The sequence below is a fragment of the Exiguobacterium artemiae 255-15 genome, assembly GCF_000019905.1.
In the GTDB taxonomy this organism is placed as follows: Bacteria; Bacillota; Bacilli; order Exiguobacteriales; family Exiguobacteriaceae; genus Exiguobacterium_A; species Exiguobacterium_A artemiae.
On the sequence record NC_010556.1, the window covers coordinates 911,631 to 929,154 of the forward strand.

The following is a 17,524-nucleotide window of genomic DNA, read 5'->3' on the forward strand; positions in this document are numbered from 1 at the left end:
ATACAATAATATTCATACTATGGCAATTTAAGGGAGAGCGAAGAGAGATGGAACGTAACCATACGATGATGCAGTTTTTTGAGTGGCATGTAGAGAATGATGGGAAGCATTGGCAACGCTTGAAAGAGAGAGCGCCGGAACTGCGTGCTGCAGGCATCACATCTGTTTGGATTCCACCAGCGTCAAAGGGACAATCAGATGAAGATACAGGGTATGGCATTTACGATGTCTATGATTTAGGAGAGTTCGACCAAAAAGGAACAGTCCGCACGAAGTACGGAACAAAAGACGAGTTGATCGAAGCCATTCAAGTCGCACATGAAAATGATATCGCCGTTTACGCCGATGTCGTCATGAACCATAAAGCGGCAGCCGATGAGCTCGAAACGATTAACGTCGTGGAAGTACATCCGGAAGACCGTTCGAAAGAAATTTCAGAAGAGTTTGAAATCGAGGCCTGGACGAAGTTTACGTTCCCGGGACGAAACGGTAAATACTCGGATTTCATCTGGACACATGAATTCTTTAATGGAACAGATTTTGATGCACGGGAAGAAAAAACGGGTGTCTTTAAGATTTCCGGTAAAAATAAAGATTGGAACGATCAAGTCGACAACGAATTCGGGAACTATGACTATTTGATGTTCGCCAACATTGATTACAATCATCCGGAAGTGCGGGAAGAGATGATCAACTGGGGAAACTGGTTTAAAGAGACAATCAATTGCCAAGGTTTCCGATTGGACGCCATCAAACACATCAACTACGAATTCGTCAACGAGTTCGCGAAGTCGATGATCGGAGACGATCCGGACGGTTTTTATATGGTCGGTGAGTTCTGGAAATCAGATTTAGATGATTGCCGTCAATTTTTAGACAGTGTCGATTATACCATCGATTTATTTGATGTGCCGCTTCACTATAAATTCCATGAAGCGTCGCAACAAGGGCAGGATTTTGATTTGACGACATTGTTTGCGGATACACTCGTCGAATCCCACCCGACGAATGCCGTGACATTTGTTGATAATCATGATTCCCAACCGGGCGAATCGCTTGAGTCGTGGATTGACGATTGGTTCAAACAACATGCCTACGCCTCTGTTTTATTACGTAAAGACGGTTATCCGTGTGTCTTTTATGGAGACTACTACGGTGTCCAAGGACCGCATCCGGTCGAAGGTAAAAAAGAGATGATCGATGCATTGCTGTATACACGTTACCATAAAGCATACGGAGAACAGGAAGATTATATGGATGATGCACATTGCGTCGGCTGGGTCCGTCGCGGTGTCGAAGAATTCCCGAACTCGGGATGTGCCGTCTTGCTCTCAAATGCGGATATGTGTGAAAAACGGATGTTCGTCGGCGAAACGCGTGCCGGAGAAGAGTGGTTCGATTATACAAATCACCAAGAAGAGCCTGTTGTGATCGATGAAGAAGGTTTCGGTGTCTTCCCGGTTCCAGGTGGCGGTGTCTCGGTATTCGCCCCGCGCGACGAACAGTAATTTCTGAGGGTCATTGCTTGCGCCTGACCAACTATTTTTGCTAGTCTTAAAGAGTACTGAAATTCCGAAAATAGGATAAAGGGGGACATGAAAATGTCAAAATTTGAATTACCAGAACTCGGCTACGCTTATGATGCGCTAGAGCCACATATCGATGCTCGTACGATGGAGATTCACCACTCTAAACACCACAATACGTATGTCACGAACGTGAATGCAGCACTTGAAGGGTCAGAGCACGAAGGGAAATCACTTGAAGAATTACTTCAAAACCTTGATTCACTTCCTGCAAACATTCAAACAGCTGTCCGTAACAATGGTGGCGGTCACTGGAACCACTCGTTCTTCTGGAAACTCTTGAAAAAGAACGACGGAGCAGCTCCAACTGGAGAACTCGCTACAGCAATCGATGAAGCATTCGGTTCATTTGATGCATTTAAAGATGAGTTTACAAAAGCAGCAACAACACGTTTCGGTTCTGGTTGGGCATGGCTCATCGTTGACGGCGGCAAATTAGCAGTCGTTTCAACACCAAACCAAGACACACCAGTCATGGAAGGGAAAACGCCGATTCTTGGACTTGATGTTTGGGAACATGCGTATTACCTCAACTATCAAAACCGTCGTCCGGATTACATCAACGCATTCTTTAATGTCGTTGACTGGGATCACGTGGCAAAACTTTACGCTGACGCAAAATAATCGTGAGATTAAACATCGGTTCCTGTTCTGGGAATCGATGTTTTTTTTAATGCGGAAAATGATGGGATAGGTTGTTATGGAAAGTTTCCTTCTATATAATGAAACAAGATGACTTTTTGAACGATAGGGGAGTACGCCATGGCGAAACGAATCACGGTGAAGGGAAAACGGCGGAATCATCTGCCGCTTCGCCTTAACTTAATGTTTTTTGTAGTATTTTTATTGTTTGCGATTTTAATCTTTCGCTTAGGTGTCGTCCAGATTGTGAATGGTGAAAAGATTTCACGGGAAGTTCAAAAGACAGAAATGATTGCATCGAAATATGAAGTTCCCCGCGGAAAGATTTATGACCGGGACGGAAGGTTGTTGGTCGATACGATTTCGAAATATTCAATTGTCTACCGTCGTTCCCAAAATACGAAAGTCGACGAACGGATTGAAATCGCCTCTCGTCTTGCGGCGATTATCAATCTTCCGAAAGACGATTGGAAAGTAACGGAACGCGACATGAAAGATTACTGGGTAGCCGTTAACGGTGAAGAATCAGATCGACGCTATAAGCAGGCGGTAGAAAAACGTTATCCAGATGCGGAAAAGCAGAACAAGCTGTCGATTTCGGAACAGGATCAAATCCGTCTCGATACGATTACGAAAAAAGATATCGACTTTGATGATAAGACGATGGAAATCATCGCTATCAAACACAACATGGAAGTCGGTTATGCGCTTGACCCGCAGCTCGTTAAATTAGGAGCGAGCGCCAAGGAAATGGCGATTATCGATGAGAACCTTGAAGATTTAAAGGGTGTATCGGTAGAGCCGTTTTATGAACGTTCTTATCCGTATGAAGGAACGCTGCGGAACATCTTCGGGAAGTACTCAAAAATTCCCGCTGAACAGCAGGCGGAGTTTAAAGCAAAAGGATACAGTTTAAATGACCGGGTCGGAACGTCATTCCTTGAACAGCAGTATGAAGACCTGCTCCGCGGGAAACCGGCATACGATGTCTATGAAACGTTTAACGGTGAACCGGTCGGTGAGCCGAACCGGGAAGAAGGCGAGTCCGGAAAAGACCTCGTCTTAACGGTTGATGCAGAATACAACAAACAAGTTGATCAAATCCTGCAGCAGGCGATCAAGATGGGCCGCGGCATGGGAAGCGGTTATCTGAAAGAAGGATATGCCGTTGTCATGAATCCGAAAACCGGTGAGATTTTGGCCATGTCCGGTCAAAAGCTCGATACGGCAACCAATAAATTCAGTGATGTTGCGATCAATAACGTGTTGACTTCCCTGCAAATCGGTTCGACGATTAAAGGGGCAACGGTCGCGATGGGACTTGAAGAAGGCGTTATCCGTCAAAACGAAGTCATCAATGATGCACCGATCACGATTGGTGGTACGAAAAAAGGATCGTATGTGAATATGGGACCGATTACGGACTTAACGGCACTAGAGCGTTCGTCAAACGTCTACATGTTTAACATTGCGATGCGGATGGCAAAATATCCGAGTAACGGTGTCGCCGGTGCAAGCGTCGATGCGGCGGCAGCGATCATGCAGAATTATTACAGTCAGTTTGGTCTCGGTGTGACGACAGGCATCGATTTGCCATACGAAGCCAAAGGGGTACAAGGGACGCCGGACCGTGTCACACTCTTGATGGACCGAGTGATTGGTCAGTATGATGCTTTTACACCGCTTCAAGTGGCGCAGTATGTTTCGACACTCGCAAACGGCGGATACCGGGTGCAACCGCACTTCTTAAAAGAAGTCTTGGCTTCGAACTCGATTGAAGACGAAACGAAAAAAGTCGATTACAGCTTTAAAACGAACTATTTAAACCGGATTGAAGTCAGTCAAGCGAACATTGATCATGTCCGCGAAGGATTCCACCGCGTTGTCAAAGGGGAACGCGGGACAGCCAAAATCATCGCCCAAACCGGCATTGATGCGGCAGCGAAAACGGGAACGGCTCAGGTCAGTGTATACGGCGAAGACGGCATTGCGCTTCGGGACGGCAGCGGACAACCGGTTCGTTCATTAAACTCGAACTTGGTCGGCTGGGCACCGTACGACAATCCGGAGATGGCATGGGCCGTGTTCCTTCCATATATGGAGCAGGAAACCGTCAACTCGAAAATTGGTCATGATTTAGTGAAAGCGTACTTTAATGTGAAAGACGTTCCATGGCAGACTAAGCCAAATTAACTAGTGAAGCGAAGGTGAGGAAACTCATCTTCGCTTTTTTTTGTATGGATTGACCTGTTTTTCTAATGGAGTTGAGTTTGTAAACGCGGAAATACACGACTTTACAATTCTTTTACGTTGGATTCATTTTGGTTTAATAGTTCATCGGTAGTATAAGTCTTGTAAGGAAAACGGATATAAAGTCGTAGCGTGACCAGCGACATACTTCGAGGAGGAAAATTAATCATGTCTTGGATGAAAAAAACAGCACTTATCACAACGGTAGCTTCAATCGCAGTAGTCGGTGCGGCATGCGGTAATGACAAAGGCGGCTCTTCAAGTTCTTCAGATCTTTCAGGAAAGATCGCTATTGATGGATCTTCAACAGTCTTCCCAATCATGGAAGCTGTTGGTGAAGAATATTCGATCGAACAACCAGACGTTGATGTCACGGTCGGAGTATCCGGTACTGGCGGCGGATTCAAACGTTTTGTCGTTGGTGAAACAGACCTTTCAAACGCCTCGCGTGAAATTAAAGAAGAAGAAGCAGCAGAAGCTGAAAAAAATAGCATTGAATACACAAAATTAGCTCTTGCTTACGACGGATTAACAGTCGCAATCAGTAAAGAGAACACATGGGTCAAAGAAATGACACTCGACCAGTTAGAGAAAATCTGGTTGGATCCGAATGTGAAGACATGGAAAGATGTCGATTCTTCTTATCCAGCAGAACCAATCAAATTCTTCAGCCCGGGTAAAGATTCCGGAACATTTGATTTCTTCTCAGAAAAAGTTCTTGAGAAAAAAGATATGCGTAAAGATGTTCAGCTTTCAGAAGATGACAACGTCCTTGTCAAAGGAGTCGAAGGAACAAAAGGTGCGATTGGTTACTTCGGATACGCTTATTACGCGGAAAACAAAGATAAGTTAAAAGAAGTACCGCTTTCGGCTGAAGGAAAAAACGCAGTCGATCCAACACCGGAAACGATCCAAGATCTTTCTTACCCGCTGTCACGTGAAATTTATACGTACGTCAACAACAAGTCGTTGAAAGACAAAAAACAAGTCGCGGACTTCGTTAAATTCACAAATGAAAATGCTGGAGACTTATCAGAAGAAGTCGGTTATATCAAAATGCCGCAAGATCGTTACGATGAAAACACAAAAGCCATCGAAGATGCAATGAAATAACCATCATTACACGAGGACGGCCCGAAAAAAGGGGAATCTCCCTTTTTTGGGGCCACGTTCTTATGTAGGTATGATGAAGTAGGGAGCGAAGAAGGGTGAATCCATCATCAAACAAATCGGTTCGCGAGCTGATCCAAAAGAACCGACAACAAAAATTTAGTATGAAAAACATCATGGAACGTATTATGCCGATCGTATTGTTTCTCTGTGCGTTCGTATCCGTCGTTACGACCATCGGCATCATTCTCACGTTAGTTATTGAAACAGAACACTTCTTTGAAGTTGTTTCGTTTAAAGAATTCTTCGGCAGCACAAGCTGGTACCCGCTGAACTCTCAACCGGAGTACGGAATTTGGCCGCTTGTCGTCGGAACACTTGAAATTACCGTGATTGCGATGCTAGTTGCCGTGCCGATCGGACTCACTTCTGCGATTTATTTGAGTGAGTATGCATCAGAACGCGCCCGTCGTGTTCTTAAACCGATTCTTGAAGTCTTAGCAGGCGTTCCGACAATCGTTTTCGGATTCTTCGCCTTGACGTTTGTCACACCGTTACTCGTAAAACTTATTCCGGGTCTTGCGATTTATAACGCATTAAGTCCGGGAATCGTTGTCGGAATCATGATCATCCCGATGATTGCGTCGATTTCAGAGGATGCAATGAGTTCTGTTCCGAAAAAAATTCGTGACGGTGCGCTTGCACTCGGTTCCACACGTCTCGAAGTTGCTTTAAAAGTCGTAGTTCCGGCAGCACTTTCCGGAATCATTGCCTCAATCGTTCTCGGTATGTCCCGTGCAATCGGTGAAACGATGATCGTGACGATTGCAGGTGGATCAAACCCAACGGCTGCAGTAAATCCGTTAGAGCCGGTACAGACGATGACGGCTTATATCGTTCAAGTTGCACTCGGTGACGCCGGTTATGGCACGATTGAATATTACAGTATCTACGCTGTCGGTACGTTGTTGTTCGTCTTTACTCTATTGATGAACTTACTCGCGAACTGGATCACGCGTCGTTTCAGAGAGGAGTACTAAGATGGCCTTACCAGAAAAACAACCTGTACAGAAAAAGTTTATTGATCCTGCTGCTGTGAAAAAATCAATCAGCCAGCGTCTTGTCGTAAACAATGTCACGAAAGTCGTATTCTTAATTGGACTGTTATTCGGTTTAGTCGTACTTGGTATTCTGCTCTTTGGTGTCATTCGTGACGGAGCGGCCTGGTTATCACTCGACTTCCTACAAAATGCACCATCCCGCCGGCCGGATCGTGCCGGAATCTATCCTGCGCTGATGGGATCGATTTTCCTAATGCTCCTGATCATTCCGATGATTTTCATCTTGGGTGTCGGAGCAGCGATTTATTTGGAAGAATATGCGAAAAAAGGCCGCATGACATCGTTCATCGAAGTCAATATCTCAAACTTGGCGGGTGTTCCGTCGATTGTTTTCGGATTACTCGGCTTAACCTTTTTTGTCCGGAACATGGGCTTCGGCTCGACGTTGATCGCCGGAGCATTAACGCTTGCGCTGATGAGCTTGCCGGTCGTCATCGTTTCATCGCAAGAAGCAATTCGTGCGGTGCCGCAAGCGATGCGTCATGCGTCACTCGCCCTCGGAGCCTCGAAATGGCAAACGACGTTTAAAGTCGTTTTACCGGCGTCGCTTCCGGGCGTCATCACGGGAATCATCCTTGCCGTCTCGCGTGCCATCGGAGAAACGGCACCACTCATCATGGTCGGAGCTGCCATCTTCATCGCCCGTGCACCGGAAGGGATTTTCTCAGAGTTTACAGCGTTACCGATTCAAATCTACAACTGGACAAGCCGTCCGCAAGCTGACTTCCAAGGTCTGGCTGCTGCCGGAATCATCATCCTGATGGTCATCCTCTTGACGATGAATTCACTGGCGATTTGGATCCGCAACCGTTTTTCAAAACGATACTAATCACACCTATATAACGAATTACGTTCTGAATCATGAAGGAGGAACACAGATGATGGATACGAAGCTGACGACAAAACCAGCCAAAGAAGGGGCAAAAACAATGAATCAACCAGTAGCTGCGCGACAAAGTGTATACCGTGTCAATGATTTGAACCTATGGTACGGTGATGATCATGCTTTGAAAGATGTTAATCTGGACATTAAACAAAATGAAGTGACGGCCATCATCGGACCGTCAGGATGCGGGAAATCGACGTTCATCAAAACGTTGAACCGAATGGTCGAACTCGTTCCGATCGTACGGACGAACGGTGTCATCGAATACCACGGCCGTAATATCTTTGATAAGGATTACGAAGTCGAAGAATTGCGGACATCGGTCGGAATGGTCTTCCAGCAACCAAACCCGTTCCCAAAATCGATTTATGACAACATCGCATACGGACCGCGTGTCCACGGTGTCAAAAATAAAAAAATCCTGGATGAGATTGTTGAACGCAGTTTACGCGGGGCAGCGATTTGGGATGAGGTCAAAGACCGCTTGAACGAAAACGCCTATGGACTGTCAGGCGGACAACAACAACGTCTCTGTATCGCCCGTTGCCTGGCAATCGAACCCGATGTCATCTTGATGGATGAGCCGACATCTGCACTTGATCCGATCTCAACGTTGAAAGTCGAAGAATTGGTACAGGAATTGAAAAAAGATTATTCGATCATCATTGTGACGCATAACATGCAACAAGCAGCACGTGTCTCGGATAAAACAGCATTCTTCTTGAACGGTGAAGTCGTTGAATTTGACCAAACGGATCGTATTTTCTCAAATCCGAGTGACAAACGGACGGAAGACTATATTTCAGGACGATTCGGATAACAAGGAGGAACTTTTCAATGGCAGCGAACCGGACGATTTTTGGAGAAAACCTGGCAGTACTTGATCAAAAAGTATTTTTATTGGCCCGAAAGACAATGCAACAGATCGCAACGACGGCAGAAGCCCTCGAAAAATATGATCGTGAGATTGCGCTTAAAGTCATCGAAAATGATAATGAACTCGATGCACTCGAACTGGAGATCAACGATGATGCAATTTTACTGATTGCGAAACAACAGCCGGTCGCCACCGATTTACGACGGTTGGTCACAGCAATGAAAATCGCGAGCGACTTGGAGCGGATCGCGGATTACGCGGGTAACATTTCTAAAGCCGTCTTGCGTGTCGAGACGTTCCCTTACGTCATTGACATCTCGTTATTAAAAGAAGCGTTTGAAACGTTACTCGACATGACGGAAACCGCGATTGTCGCCTACCGTGACGGTGACATCGAAAAAGCAAAAGCCCTGTCCGATCTCGATAACATCATTGATGACACGACGTACAAAGCATTGCGGCAATATATGCGGCATATGTCCCTGCAACCGGTTGTCGTTGATGAAATCATGCAATTTACGAATATTTGCCGGTACATCGAACGGATGGGTGACCATTTAACGAACGTCGGCGAGCATTTGATTTACATGGCAAAAGGAAAGCACTATGATTTAAATAGCTAAGTACAGTAGGCTGGAGGGAAATCCTCGGCCTACTTTTTTTGTAAAGGATTTTGAAACAAGTTTGTAGAATAAGAAAGAAGTGAATAAAGAGAAAGAGGTGATAGGTAATGCTTGAAAAAATCATAAAATTAAAAGAACAAGGACTAACAATCAAACAAATTGCGGAAAAGATCGAATCGACAGAAGGTAAGGTCAAATATGCCTGGAGTAAATACCGGAAGTCATTAACGGAAAATAAAGCAGTTTCAACAGAGTCGAGTCCGGTCGCTAAACCTAAAAAGAAGAAGGCAGGCGTAACCGTGAGTGCTCCGAAACAAAATGAAATCGTACCTGCATTAACAGCTGTCCCTTCATTAGAGCGGGATGCGTTTGGAATGGCGACTCATTATGAAGATGACATCATCCATGCAATCGTCCAATCTCCGACAGCGGTCTATGTCTACTGGGAATTGTCTGAATTGTCCCGAAAGATGCTTGAGACACATTACCATGCATCATTCGACTCGTTCCGGAAAGAAATGCGCATCATTGATGTGACGTTGCGGGATTATGAAAAAGGTGAAGTCAACCGTTCTTATCAATTTGAACTGCCGGAAATGACGAATACATGGTTTGTCCGTCCGTTGATGCCAAATACTACATACATCATCGAATGGGGCATTCAAACAATCGACGGTGATTTTCTTCCTGTTCTCCGGTCAAAACCGGTCGAGACACCACGTGACGAGCCTGTCGTAGACGGACGTTTTTCAGAAGTCGTCGCGCGCTGGCAGTATGGAGAAGTCGAGCAGCCGGAATGGGTGGAAGTATTACGTCCATACTCCTATTTTGATCGGATTCGCTGAAGAAAATAGATAGACAGCAGAAGGAGAGGAAGAACAGACATGCGCAAAGGTTATTTTTCACTTGTTTTACATGCCCATTTACCATACATCCGACATCAGGAAGCCCATCGTCTAGAAGAGAGATGGATGTACGAAGCCATTTCAGAAACATATATTCCATTACTATGGGAAATTGACCGCTTGGAGCGTCCGCTTGGCTGGACGATCAGTATCTCTCCACCAGTTATCGAGATGTTGGCAGACTCGCTCATTCAAGATCGTTATGTGGAGCATCTGGACGATACGTTACGATTGATTGAACAGGAGTTACAACGCGAGTTGGTGAACGAGGAACGTGATGCCTTACTCTTTTACAAAGAACGCTATCATGATTTAAAAGTGACGTTCGAGCACTGGGGGCGTAACTTAAACCATGCTTTCCGCCATTACAAGAAACAAGGTTATCTCGAATTGATGACTTGTACCGCGACACACGGATTCAGTCCGCACATGCTGTCGGAACAAGCGGCACGTTCTGAAATTCAGACAGGGTTAAACTGTTTTGAACGCCATTACGGTTATCGTCCGACCGGTCTATGGATGCCGGAATGTGCATATACGCCGGGTCTTGATAAAATCATGTACGAAGAAGGTATCCGTTACACGTTCGTTGACGAACATTCGATCCTGAATGCCGATCCTACGCCGAAACACGGTATCGGAGCACCGGTTTATTCGCCGCATGGTGTCGCTTTATTCCCGCGTGATCAAATCATCTCGGGCCGGATCTGGAGTTCAGTCATCGGTTATCCGGGACACCCGGATTACCGTGAGTTTTATCGTGATCTCGCCTATGACCGGGAATGGGATCAAATTGCTGAATTCATGCATCCGGAAGGACTCCGTTACGACACGGGCTTAAAACTTCACCGGGTAACGGGCGAGTCGGACCAAAAAGAATATTATGTCCGTGATTGGGCCTGGAAACGGACGGATGTCCATGCGAACGATTTTGCGGAAGCACTTGCGAACCATTTAGATGAGCAGAGCGGACAAGATTTCCCGCCGTTCCTCGTCACGGCACCATTCGATGCCGAGTTATTCGGACATTGGTGGTTCGAGGGGCCGGACTTCCTCGGAAAAACGATGGAACGATTCGAAGACTACGGCATCGAGTCGATTTCTCCGGCGATGTTCTTAGAACGTCACTTCCAGGATATTGAAACGGTTCACATTGCCATGGGAACATGGGGACGTAAAGGTTATGCCGACGTCTGGATCAATGAGCGGAATGATTGGATGATCCGTCACCTGCATCAACTTGAAAAACGGTTGGCAGGTGTCGTTGCCCGTAATCGTCATCAAGATGAGCTGACGGTGAAAGCCAAACGCCAATTGATTCGGGAGTATCTGCTTGCCGTTTCGAGTGACTGGCCGTTTATTCTTGACGGACAGACGACAGCACAGTATGCAGCGAACCGCTTCCGTGAACACATCAAACGTTTTGAAGAGACGGAACGCCGCCTTGATGCACAAGAGCTGACACTGGATTGGTTGGAAGAACGGTATGCAGAATACCCGTTCCTCGCCGATACAGACATTGAACCGGATGTCTTCTTGACGCCGCACGATTACTACGTGGCGGTTCAACGGGAAGCATCATGGAACAGTGAGGCCGTTTTACTTGTGACCACTCAATATGATGATCCGAATCGTCCGGTTGCAGAATACGCAAAACGATTAGCTGCATCCGGTGAAAATGTGTACGTCATCACATCAGGCGCGACGGGCTATCGACATGAGGATGGTATCCATGTCTATTCTGTCGAAGTTAATGGTCTACCGCTTGTTCAGACGTATAATCAATTGGCCGGCTTAAATTTGGCAGTCTTGCGTCAAGCGCAGGCGTTGAATAAAATCGTCGAGTTCCGTCTTGTCCATAACTTTAATATGGAGACGGCTTCAGCAGCCCAATCGTTTGCGGAAATGAACGGATTGCCACTTGTAAGCAACGTGTATGACTTGGAAAGCGAACGTTCTCCGTCAGGAACAGGCGGACTGGTCGTAGCAATCAAACGACTGGAAGGCGAAGCATTACGTCATTCGGACGTCATTTATCTCGAACGAGAAGAAGCGAGAAACGGGATCGAACAGGATTATCATGTCGCAAAAGAACTGCGTACATTCCAGGTGGACCTTGAAAATCCATACCAGCATATAATGAATCCAAAAAAGAACGGATGAACAGTTGCAATTCACTTCCTTTCTTGGTACGATACTTGAGTATGCTTAACCTTATGTAAAGCAAAAATACTTGATACATCGAGAGCTAGATAGGAGGGAATCCCATGCGCGTTAAAATTACTTTGGCTTGCACTGAAACTGGTGACCGTACTTATATCACTAAGAAGAACAAGCGTAACAACCCAGAGCGTCTTGAGTTGAAGAAATACAACCCACGTCTCCGTAAGCACACACTTCACCGTGAAGTAAAATAATTGAGATGGAAGCCGTCACCTTGTGTGATGGCTTTTTTGTTGAATAAGGGGGATTGGCAGAATGGAAAAGCAGGAAATCCGGCGATGGATCACCGATCAGTTAAACCGGTTGGAAAACCGGGAACAAAAGCAACAGCAGATTTATGATCAGTTATTTGAATTACCGGAGTGGAAAAATGCTCAATCGATTGCTGTCACACTGTCGTTTCGTAATGAATGTGCGACGGATCCGATTATTTTAAAAGCCTGGCAACTCGGAAAACAGGTAGTCATTCCGAAAGTCATACAACAGGAAATGAAATTTTTTGAATACGTACCGAACAGTCCGTTAATTGAAACGAAGATGGGTATTCGTGAACCGGATGACCAGGCGAACGAGCAATCTTTGCGTTCAGTCGATCTTTGTCTTGTTCCTGGACGGGCTTTCACACGTGCAGGATACCGCATCGGATGGGGCGGCGGTTTTTATGACCGGGCATTAACTGACTACCCGGGGCATACGGTAGCGGTTACGTTTGACTGTCAGCTCGTTTCTGATTTTGAGGTGGAACCGTTTGATCAACCGGTCCAAAAAATCGTAACCGAGTCTAAGGTCATCGTATGTCGGTAATATACGGTGTCGTATTTTGTTTGCTGCTCGGATATATCGGTTACCGGTTTCGTCTATTGACCGTCAGCGGCAGTCTCTTTACGGTGGTCGTCGGTTCGCTTGTCCTTGCTGGTTTCGGATACCCCGGACTTGTCATGTTAATGCTCTTTTTTGGCAGTTCCAGTTTGTTATCGAAACTCGGGAAACGAAGAAAACAATCAGTGGATCAAATTGTCGAAAAAGATGGACCGCGTGACGGCTGGCAGGTTCTTGCAAATGGAGGCATCGCAGCATTAGCTTCCATAGGATTCAGTTGGACAGAACACACGTCGTTTCTCGTCTTATTTTTGGTTGTCCTTGCAGCATCCAATGCGGACACATGGGCTTCTGAAATCGGTCCGTTATCAAAAAAAGATCCTTTCCTGTTTACGGGACGGCGTGTACCGGCCGGGACGAGCGGTGCCGTTTCGTTTCTTGGGACATCGGCAACGATCGTCGGCGCCCTATTTATTGCGACAGCGGGAGACCTGTTGTTTGATTTACCAACGGGGACGTGGCTATTGATCGCAGCAGGCGGCATCATAGGTAGTCTGCTTGATACCGTATTCGGGGGGACGGTCCAGCGGAAATTCCGGTGTGTCGTCTGTTCGAAAGAAACGGAGAAACGCCGGCACCACAACCAACCGACCCTTTATTTAAAAGGGTGGAAATGGCTCGGGAATGACGCCGTCAACTTTTTATCGAGTACGTTAGCCGGAATGATTGGTTTTATAGGGCATCGAATGTGGTAAGTTGAAATGGAAGATGTCATTTTTCCTTATGTTAGGATATTATTGACACAATTTAGACAAGATGTGAACGATTTCATTAATTCCTAAACTTTGTGAAAGATGTTACAATCTAATTGTGAGGTAGTTAACAAACTTTTAAATTACCTATCAGAAAGGTGGATATAAAGGATGGAATTACATGCGAAAGTGACACGTGTAGCGTTAATTGGGGCGGGGGCTGTCGGTTCAAGCTTTGCTTATCAGATGTCAACGGCAGGATTGTGTGAAGAATTGGTTATCATCGACGTAAATAAAGCCAAAGCGGAAGGCGAAGCGATGGATTTAAATCACGGAACACCATTCAGCTCTTCTCCGATGCGGATCTGGGCAGGGGATTATTCAGACTGCAAAGAAGCGGAAGTGATCGTCATCACAGCAGGCGCGCCACAAAAACCGGGTGAAACCCGACTCGATCTTGTTGCTAAAAATGCGTTAATCATGAAAGAAATGGTGCGTCAAATCATGGAGTCCGGTTTTGATGGCATCATCGTTGTTGCCTCTAATCCGGTTGACATCATGTCCCACTTAGCTTGGAAATATTCCGGTCTTCCGAAATCCCGTGTCTTTGGCTCAGGAACGGTTCTGGATACGGCACGTTTACGCCAAATGCTCGGTGAATACTTCCACATCGATTCCCGTAATGCCCATGCGTATATTCTCGGTGAGCACGGGGACACCGAATTTGCAGCCTGGAGCAACTCCCGGATCTATGGTAAAACGATTGATGAATTGTTAGCGGAAGATGACCGATACTCGCAAGCGGATCTTGATCAGATTTATATCAATGTCCGCGATGCAGCCTATCATATCATCGAACGAAAAGGTGCGACGTATTATGCAATCGGACTTGGACTCGTTCGAATCGTCCGGGCGATTCTTGGAAATGAGAACTGTCTTTTGACGGTCGGTGCGCACGTCGACGGTCAGTATGGAATTTCCGGGATTCATATCGGCGTCCCGGCAATCATCAACCGGCAAGGGGTCCGGGAAATCATTGAAGTTTCTTTAACGGAAGAAGAATTGAAAAAATTCCATCACTCAGCAGAAGTGTTACGGCAAACGATGGAACCTGTCCTTCGCTGAGTGGAAGGCAAATGCTCCATCCGTTGCTTTCGATCTGCCTGAAATGAAAAGATCAGTCCATTTTAGCCATACAAAAAGGACTGATCTTTTTGTATGGAAGAATCTCGATTAAACTAGGTTTTATTTTACTAGAAAAAGGTTATGTAAAGGATAGAAGAGTTTTTGATGGCATCGCATTCAATAGTAAAAACGCTTGAACTATCTCCATCTACGCTATGCTAAGAGGTGAAGGATTCCTGAGTTATCCAACCTATTGGTCGGAAATTTATCAGGCTAACCCCGTCGTCCCGACGGTTGGATCTTAATCTTGCCAGTTTCTTTTGTGCGGACGCCTACTCTGCTTGGTTTTCGCTACTTCAGTCATCCGCAAGGTGAACGTTGAAGATTTTACGTGACAGACGAACTTCCTGTCACAACCTTATACCTTCAGTTTTTAAAGAACACGACATATTATTTATTCCTGGTTTTAAGTGTTTTCAAACCGAGAACGTGTCGGGCAATTGACGTGTCGTAAGACACGCCTTGCCCGAAGGCGATTCATCTCCCACCTACGCTGGGCTTCGCCTGAGACAATTAGAGGTGAGAGTATTCTCGACTAATTCTGATAAAGGGGAGAAAGACAGTCATGTATACATTTCGGAAGTTAACGAAAGAAGATGCAGAACAGTATTGGAGTCTTCGACTGGAAGGATTAAAAAATCATCCAGATGCGTTTGGTCATTCGTTTGATGATGAACAACAAACACCGATTCAGGATGTTCAAGAAGGACTGGAAGGCGGTCCGGATTCTGATGAAATATGGCTCGGAATATTTGACGGTGAAAAATTATTCGGGTTCGGACAGGTCAAATCGTTCGAATTATCACGGGAGTCGCATAAAGCGATGATTTCCGGCGTATATGTTTCACCGGATTATCGTGGCGGAACGGGTCGTGCTTTGATGGAAGCTTTGATTGAAGAAGCAAAACAACTTCCTGATGTCGAACAAGTCATTTTGGCGGTACTTTCCGGTAACGAGGCAGCGCAAAGTCTGTATGAATCACTTGGATTCGAAGTATACGCGGAAGATCCGGATTCCGTTAAATTGGAAGATGGGACGTACCGGGATGATATTTGGATGAAGAAATACGTCTGATGGAAAGACGGATTGTCGTCTATGCGTAGACGTATGAAAAGTCGTAGAGTCAATTTACATTGACTCTACGACTTTTTTTATTGACAGGGCAGACGGCTGAAGCGGTGAATCAGTATCCGCCTGTTCCATCTTTTGGTATCATAGAGAGGGAAAAAACATTTGAAAAGGAGTGGAACAGATGCAGGCAGTTGTTCAGACGATTCGTGACTTAGTGGAGATTCCTAGTCCGACCGGATTCACCGCTCACGCACTTACATATGTAGAAAACCGGTTCAAAGAAGAAGGTATTTCATATAAAAAATTAGAAAAAGGGGCATTGCTTGCGATGTTGCCGGGCGAGTCGGCGCGAATCCGGCTGTTAACGGCGCATGTCGATACGCTAGGAGCAATGGTAAAAGAAATCTTACCGACCGGGCGCCTCAGTCTTTCGCAGCTCGGCGGCTATGCCTGGACAGCAATTGAGGGGGAAAACTGTTTAGTTCACAAGATGGACGGACAGACGGTTTCCGGAACGATCGTGTTCCATCATTCAAGCGTCCACACGTCACGTGTGACAAATACGGAAGAGCGGAGCGCGACGAATATCGAGGTCCGTCTTGACATCCGTTCGACGACGGCAGAAGAAACGCGGGTTTCCGGAATTGAAGTAGGGGATATCGTGACGTTCGATCCGCGATTCGTCCATACGGAGACAGGATTCGTCAAATCACGTCATCTTGATGACAAAGCGTCCGTCGCTTTATTACTGGAGCTCGTCAAAAAATGGAAAACCCTGACGCTGCCACATCCTGTCCATATTCTGATTTCGAACTATGAAGAAGTTGGATTTGGAGGTAATGCCGGTTTTTCTGAAGATGTCGCCGAATATATCGCAGTCGATATGGGAGCACTCGGAGAAGGACAACATTCGGATGAGTACACGGTTTCGATTTGTGCAAAAGATGGTTCAGGTCCGTACGATCTTGCCTTACGTCACCAGTTCACACGTTTAGCGCAACAGCATTCGATTCCGTACAAAGTGGATATCTATCCGTATTACAGCTCGGATGCTTCAGCAGCGGTTCATGCCGGACATGATGTCCGACACGGTTTACTCGGTCCTGGAATTGAATCGAGTCATTCTTATGAGCGGACACATGAAACGTCACTTCAAGCGACCTACGATTTACTGGACGCATTTGTAAAGGAGCCGATGAACGATGAAAACACTTTATGACGTCCAGCAATTGCTCAAATCATACGGGACAATCGTTTATCTCGGTGACCGGGAATCGGACATTGCGATGATGATGCTGGAACTCGATGAGCTGGAGCAGGCGGGTGTACTGGAGAAAAAACAATATGATTCTGCAAAAGTGATTTTGGCATACGAGTTGCAACAATCGAGAAAATCATGAAAATATTGTGCAACCCTTTGCACAGGTGAATGAATCAGCTAAAATAAAAGGGAAGAATCTTTTATCATAAGGG

General features: G+C 45.9%; 17 protein-coding genes. All 17 read left to right on the top strand.

The annotated features are described in order from the left end of the window. The first annotated feature begins 47 nt into the window (after positions 1-47). The 17 genes from EXIG_RS04620 (at position 48) to EXIG_RS04700 (ending at position 17,451) form a co-directional block, all read left to right on the top strand. Complete coding sequence (locus EXIG_RS04620; RefSeq protein WP_012369761.1) at positions 48-1,508, top strand: alpha-amylase; 1,461 nt, start codon at positions 48-50, stop codon at positions 1,506-1,508. 93 nt (positions 1,509-1,601) lie between these two features. Next, a complete protein-coding gene (locus EXIG_RS04625; protein WP_012369762.1) occupies positions 1,602-2,210 on the top strand; it encodes a superoxide dismutase in 609 nt (202 codons plus the stop codon). A gap of 138 nt (positions 2,211-2,348) precedes the next feature. Then, entirely contained in the window at positions 2,349-4,421 is a 2,073-nt protein-coding gene (locus EXIG_RS04630; RefSeq protein ID WP_012369763.1) for a peptidoglycan D,D-transpeptidase FtsI family protein, read from the top strand. A gap of 225 nt (positions 4,422-4,646) precedes the next feature. Next, the gene (locus EXIG_RS04635; RefSeq protein WP_012369764.1) at positions 4,647-5,591 is read left to right on the top strand and encodes a PstS family phosphate ABC transporter substrate-binding protein; all 945 of its coding nucleotides are present in this window, start codon (positions 4,647-4,649) and stop codon (positions 5,589-5,591) included. A 95-nt stretch (positions 5,592-5,686) separates the two neighbouring features. Further along, entirely contained in the window at positions 5,687-6,628 is a 942-nt protein-coding gene (gene pstC / locus EXIG_RS04640) for a phosphate ABC transporter permease subunit PstC (RefSeq protein WP_012369765.1), read from the top strand. Position 6,629: 1 nt separating this feature from the next. Beyond that, positions 6,630-7,538 (top strand): phosphate ABC transporter permease PstA, encoded by a 909-nt coding sequence (gene pstA, locus EXIG_RS04645; RefSeq protein ID WP_012369766.1) that lies wholly within the window; start codon positions 6,630-6,632, stop codon positions 7,536-7,538. A 100-nt stretch (positions 7,539-7,638) separates the two neighbouring features. After that, positions 7,639-8,415, top strand: coding sequence for a phosphate ABC transporter ATP-binding protein PstB (gene pstB / locus EXIG_RS04650; RefSeq protein ID WP_051524104.1), 777 nt, complete (start codon positions 7,639-7,641; stop codon positions 8,413-8,415). A gap of 17 nt (positions 8,416-8,432) precedes the next feature. Further along, positions 8,433-9,095, top strand: coding sequence for a phosphate signaling complex protein PhoU (phoU, locus tag EXIG_RS04655; RefSeq protein WP_012369768.1), 663 nt, complete (start codon positions 8,433-8,435; stop codon positions 9,093-9,095). A gap of 107 nt (positions 9,096-9,202) precedes the next feature. Further along, the gene (locus EXIG_RS04660; RefSeq protein ID WP_012369769.1) at positions 9,203-9,940 is read left to right on the top strand and encodes a DUF4912 domain-containing protein; all 738 of its coding nucleotides are present in this window, start codon (positions 9,203-9,205) and stop codon (positions 9,938-9,940) included. A gap of 39 nt (positions 9,941-9,979) precedes the next feature. Further along, on the top strand, positions 9,980-12,163 hold the full coding sequence (locus EXIG_RS04665) for a 1,4-alpha-glucan branching protein domain-containing protein (protein WP_012369770.1): 2,184 nt from the start codon (positions 9,980-9,982) through the stop codon (positions 12,161-12,163). Between the two features lie 104 nt (positions 12,164-12,267). Beyond that, positions 12,268-12,417 (top strand): 50S ribosomal protein L33, encoded by a 150-nt coding sequence (rpmG, locus tag EXIG_RS04670; protein WP_012369771.1) that lies wholly within the window; start codon positions 12,268-12,270, stop codon positions 12,415-12,417. Positions 12,418-12,478: 61 nt separating this feature from the next. After that, on the top strand, positions 12,479-13,027 hold the full coding sequence (locus tag EXIG_RS04675; protein WP_012369772.1) for a 5-formyltetrahydrofolate cyclo-ligase: 549 nt from the start codon (positions 12,479-12,481) through the stop codon (positions 13,025-13,027). Continuing rightward, entirely contained in the window at positions 13,018-13,797 is a 780-nt protein-coding gene (locus EXIG_RS04680) for a DUF92 domain-containing protein (protein ID WP_012369773.1), read from the top strand. Before EXIG_RS04675 ends, EXIG_RS04680 begins: the two co-directional genes overlap by 10 nt. A 168-nt stretch (positions 13,798-13,965) precedes the next feature. Next, positions 13,966-14,919 (top strand): L-lactate dehydrogenase, encoded by a 954-nt coding sequence (locus EXIG_RS04685; RefSeq protein WP_012369774.1) that lies wholly within the window; start codon positions 13,966-13,968, stop codon positions 14,917-14,919. Between the two features lie 625 nt (positions 14,920-15,544). After that, entirely contained in the window at positions 15,545-16,054 is a 510-nt protein-coding gene (locus EXIG_RS04690) for a GNAT family N-acetyltransferase (RefSeq protein WP_012369775.1), read from the top strand. Positions 16,055-16,232: 178 nt separating this feature from the next. Beyond that, on the top strand, positions 16,233-17,270 hold the full coding sequence (locus EXIG_RS04695; protein ID WP_012369776.1) for a M42 family metallopeptidase: 1,038 nt from the start codon (positions 16,233-16,235) through the stop codon (positions 17,268-17,270). After that, positions 17,254-17,451 carry a YqgQ family protein gene (locus EXIG_RS04700; RefSeq protein ID WP_012369777.1) on the top strand — a complete coding sequence of 66 codons (198 nt, stop codon included), beginning with the start codon at positions 17,254-17,256 and terminating at the stop codon, positions 17,449-17,451. The genes EXIG_RS04695 and EXIG_RS04700 overlap by 17 nt, the downstream gene beginning before the upstream one ends. Positions 17,452-17,524: the final 73 nt, after the last annotated feature.

What these genes read in the sequence shown, in the direction of transcription:
- EXIG_RS04620 (WP_012369761.1), top strand. Translation starts at nt 48, where the DNA reads ATGGAACGTAACCATACGATGATGCAGTTTTTTGAGTGGCATGTAGAG.
- EXIG_RS04625 (WP_012369762.1), top strand. Translation starts at nt 1,602, where the DNA reads ATGTCAAAATTTGAATTACCAGAACTCGGCTACGCTTATGATGCGCTA.
- EXIG_RS04630 (WP_012369763.1), top strand. Translation starts at nt 2,349, where the DNA reads ATGGCGAAACGAATCACGGTGAAGGGAAAACGGCGGAATCATCTGCCG.
- EXIG_RS04635 (WP_012369764.1), top strand. Translation starts at nt 4,647, where the DNA reads ATGTCTTGGATGAAAAAAACAGCACTTATCACAACGGTAGCTTCAATC.
- pstA (WP_012369766.1), top strand. Translation starts at nt 6,630, where the DNA reads ATGGCCTTACCAGAAAAACAACCTGTACAGAAAAAGTTTATTGATCCT.
- pstB (WP_051524104.1), top strand. Translation starts at nt 7,639, where the DNA reads ATGAATCAACCAGTAGCTGCGCGACAAAGTGTATACCGTGTCAATGAT.
- phoU (WP_012369768.1), top strand. Translation starts at nt 8,433, where the DNA reads ATGGCAGCGAACCGGACGATTTTTGGAGAAAACCTGGCAGTACTTGAT.
- EXIG_RS04660 (WP_012369769.1), top strand. Translation starts at nt 9,203, where the DNA reads ATGCTTGAAAAAATCATAAAATTAAAAGAACAAGGACTAACAATCAAA.
- EXIG_RS04665 (WP_012369770.1), top strand. Translation starts at nt 9,980, where the DNA reads ATGCGCAAAGGTTATTTTTCACTTGTTTTACATGCCCATTTACCATAC.
- rpmG (WP_012369771.1), top strand. Translation starts at nt 12,268, where the DNA reads ATGCGCGTTAAAATTACTTTGGCTTGCACTGAAACTGGTGACCGTACT.
- EXIG_RS04675 (WP_012369772.1), top strand. Translation starts at nt 12,479, where the DNA reads ATGGAAAAGCAGGAAATCCGGCGATGGATCACCGATCAGTTAAACCGG.
- EXIG_RS04680 (WP_012369773.1), top strand. Translation starts at nt 13,018, where the DNA reads ATGTCGGTAATATACGGTGTCGTATTTTGTTTGCTGCTCGGATATATC.
- EXIG_RS04685 (WP_012369774.1), top strand. Translation starts at nt 13,966, where the DNA reads ATGGAATTACATGCGAAAGTGACACGTGTAGCGTTAATTGGGGCGGGG.
- EXIG_RS04690 (WP_012369775.1), top strand. Translation starts at nt 15,545, where the DNA reads ATGTATACATTTCGGAAGTTAACGAAAGAAGATGCAGAACAGTATTGG.
- EXIG_RS04695 (WP_012369776.1), top strand. Translation starts at nt 16,233, where the DNA reads ATGCAGGCAGTTGTTCAGACGATTCGTGACTTAGTGGAGATTCCTAGT.
- EXIG_RS04700 (WP_012369777.1), top strand. Translation starts at nt 17,254, where the DNA reads ATGAAAACACTTTATGACGTCCAGCAATTGCTCAAATCATACGGGACA.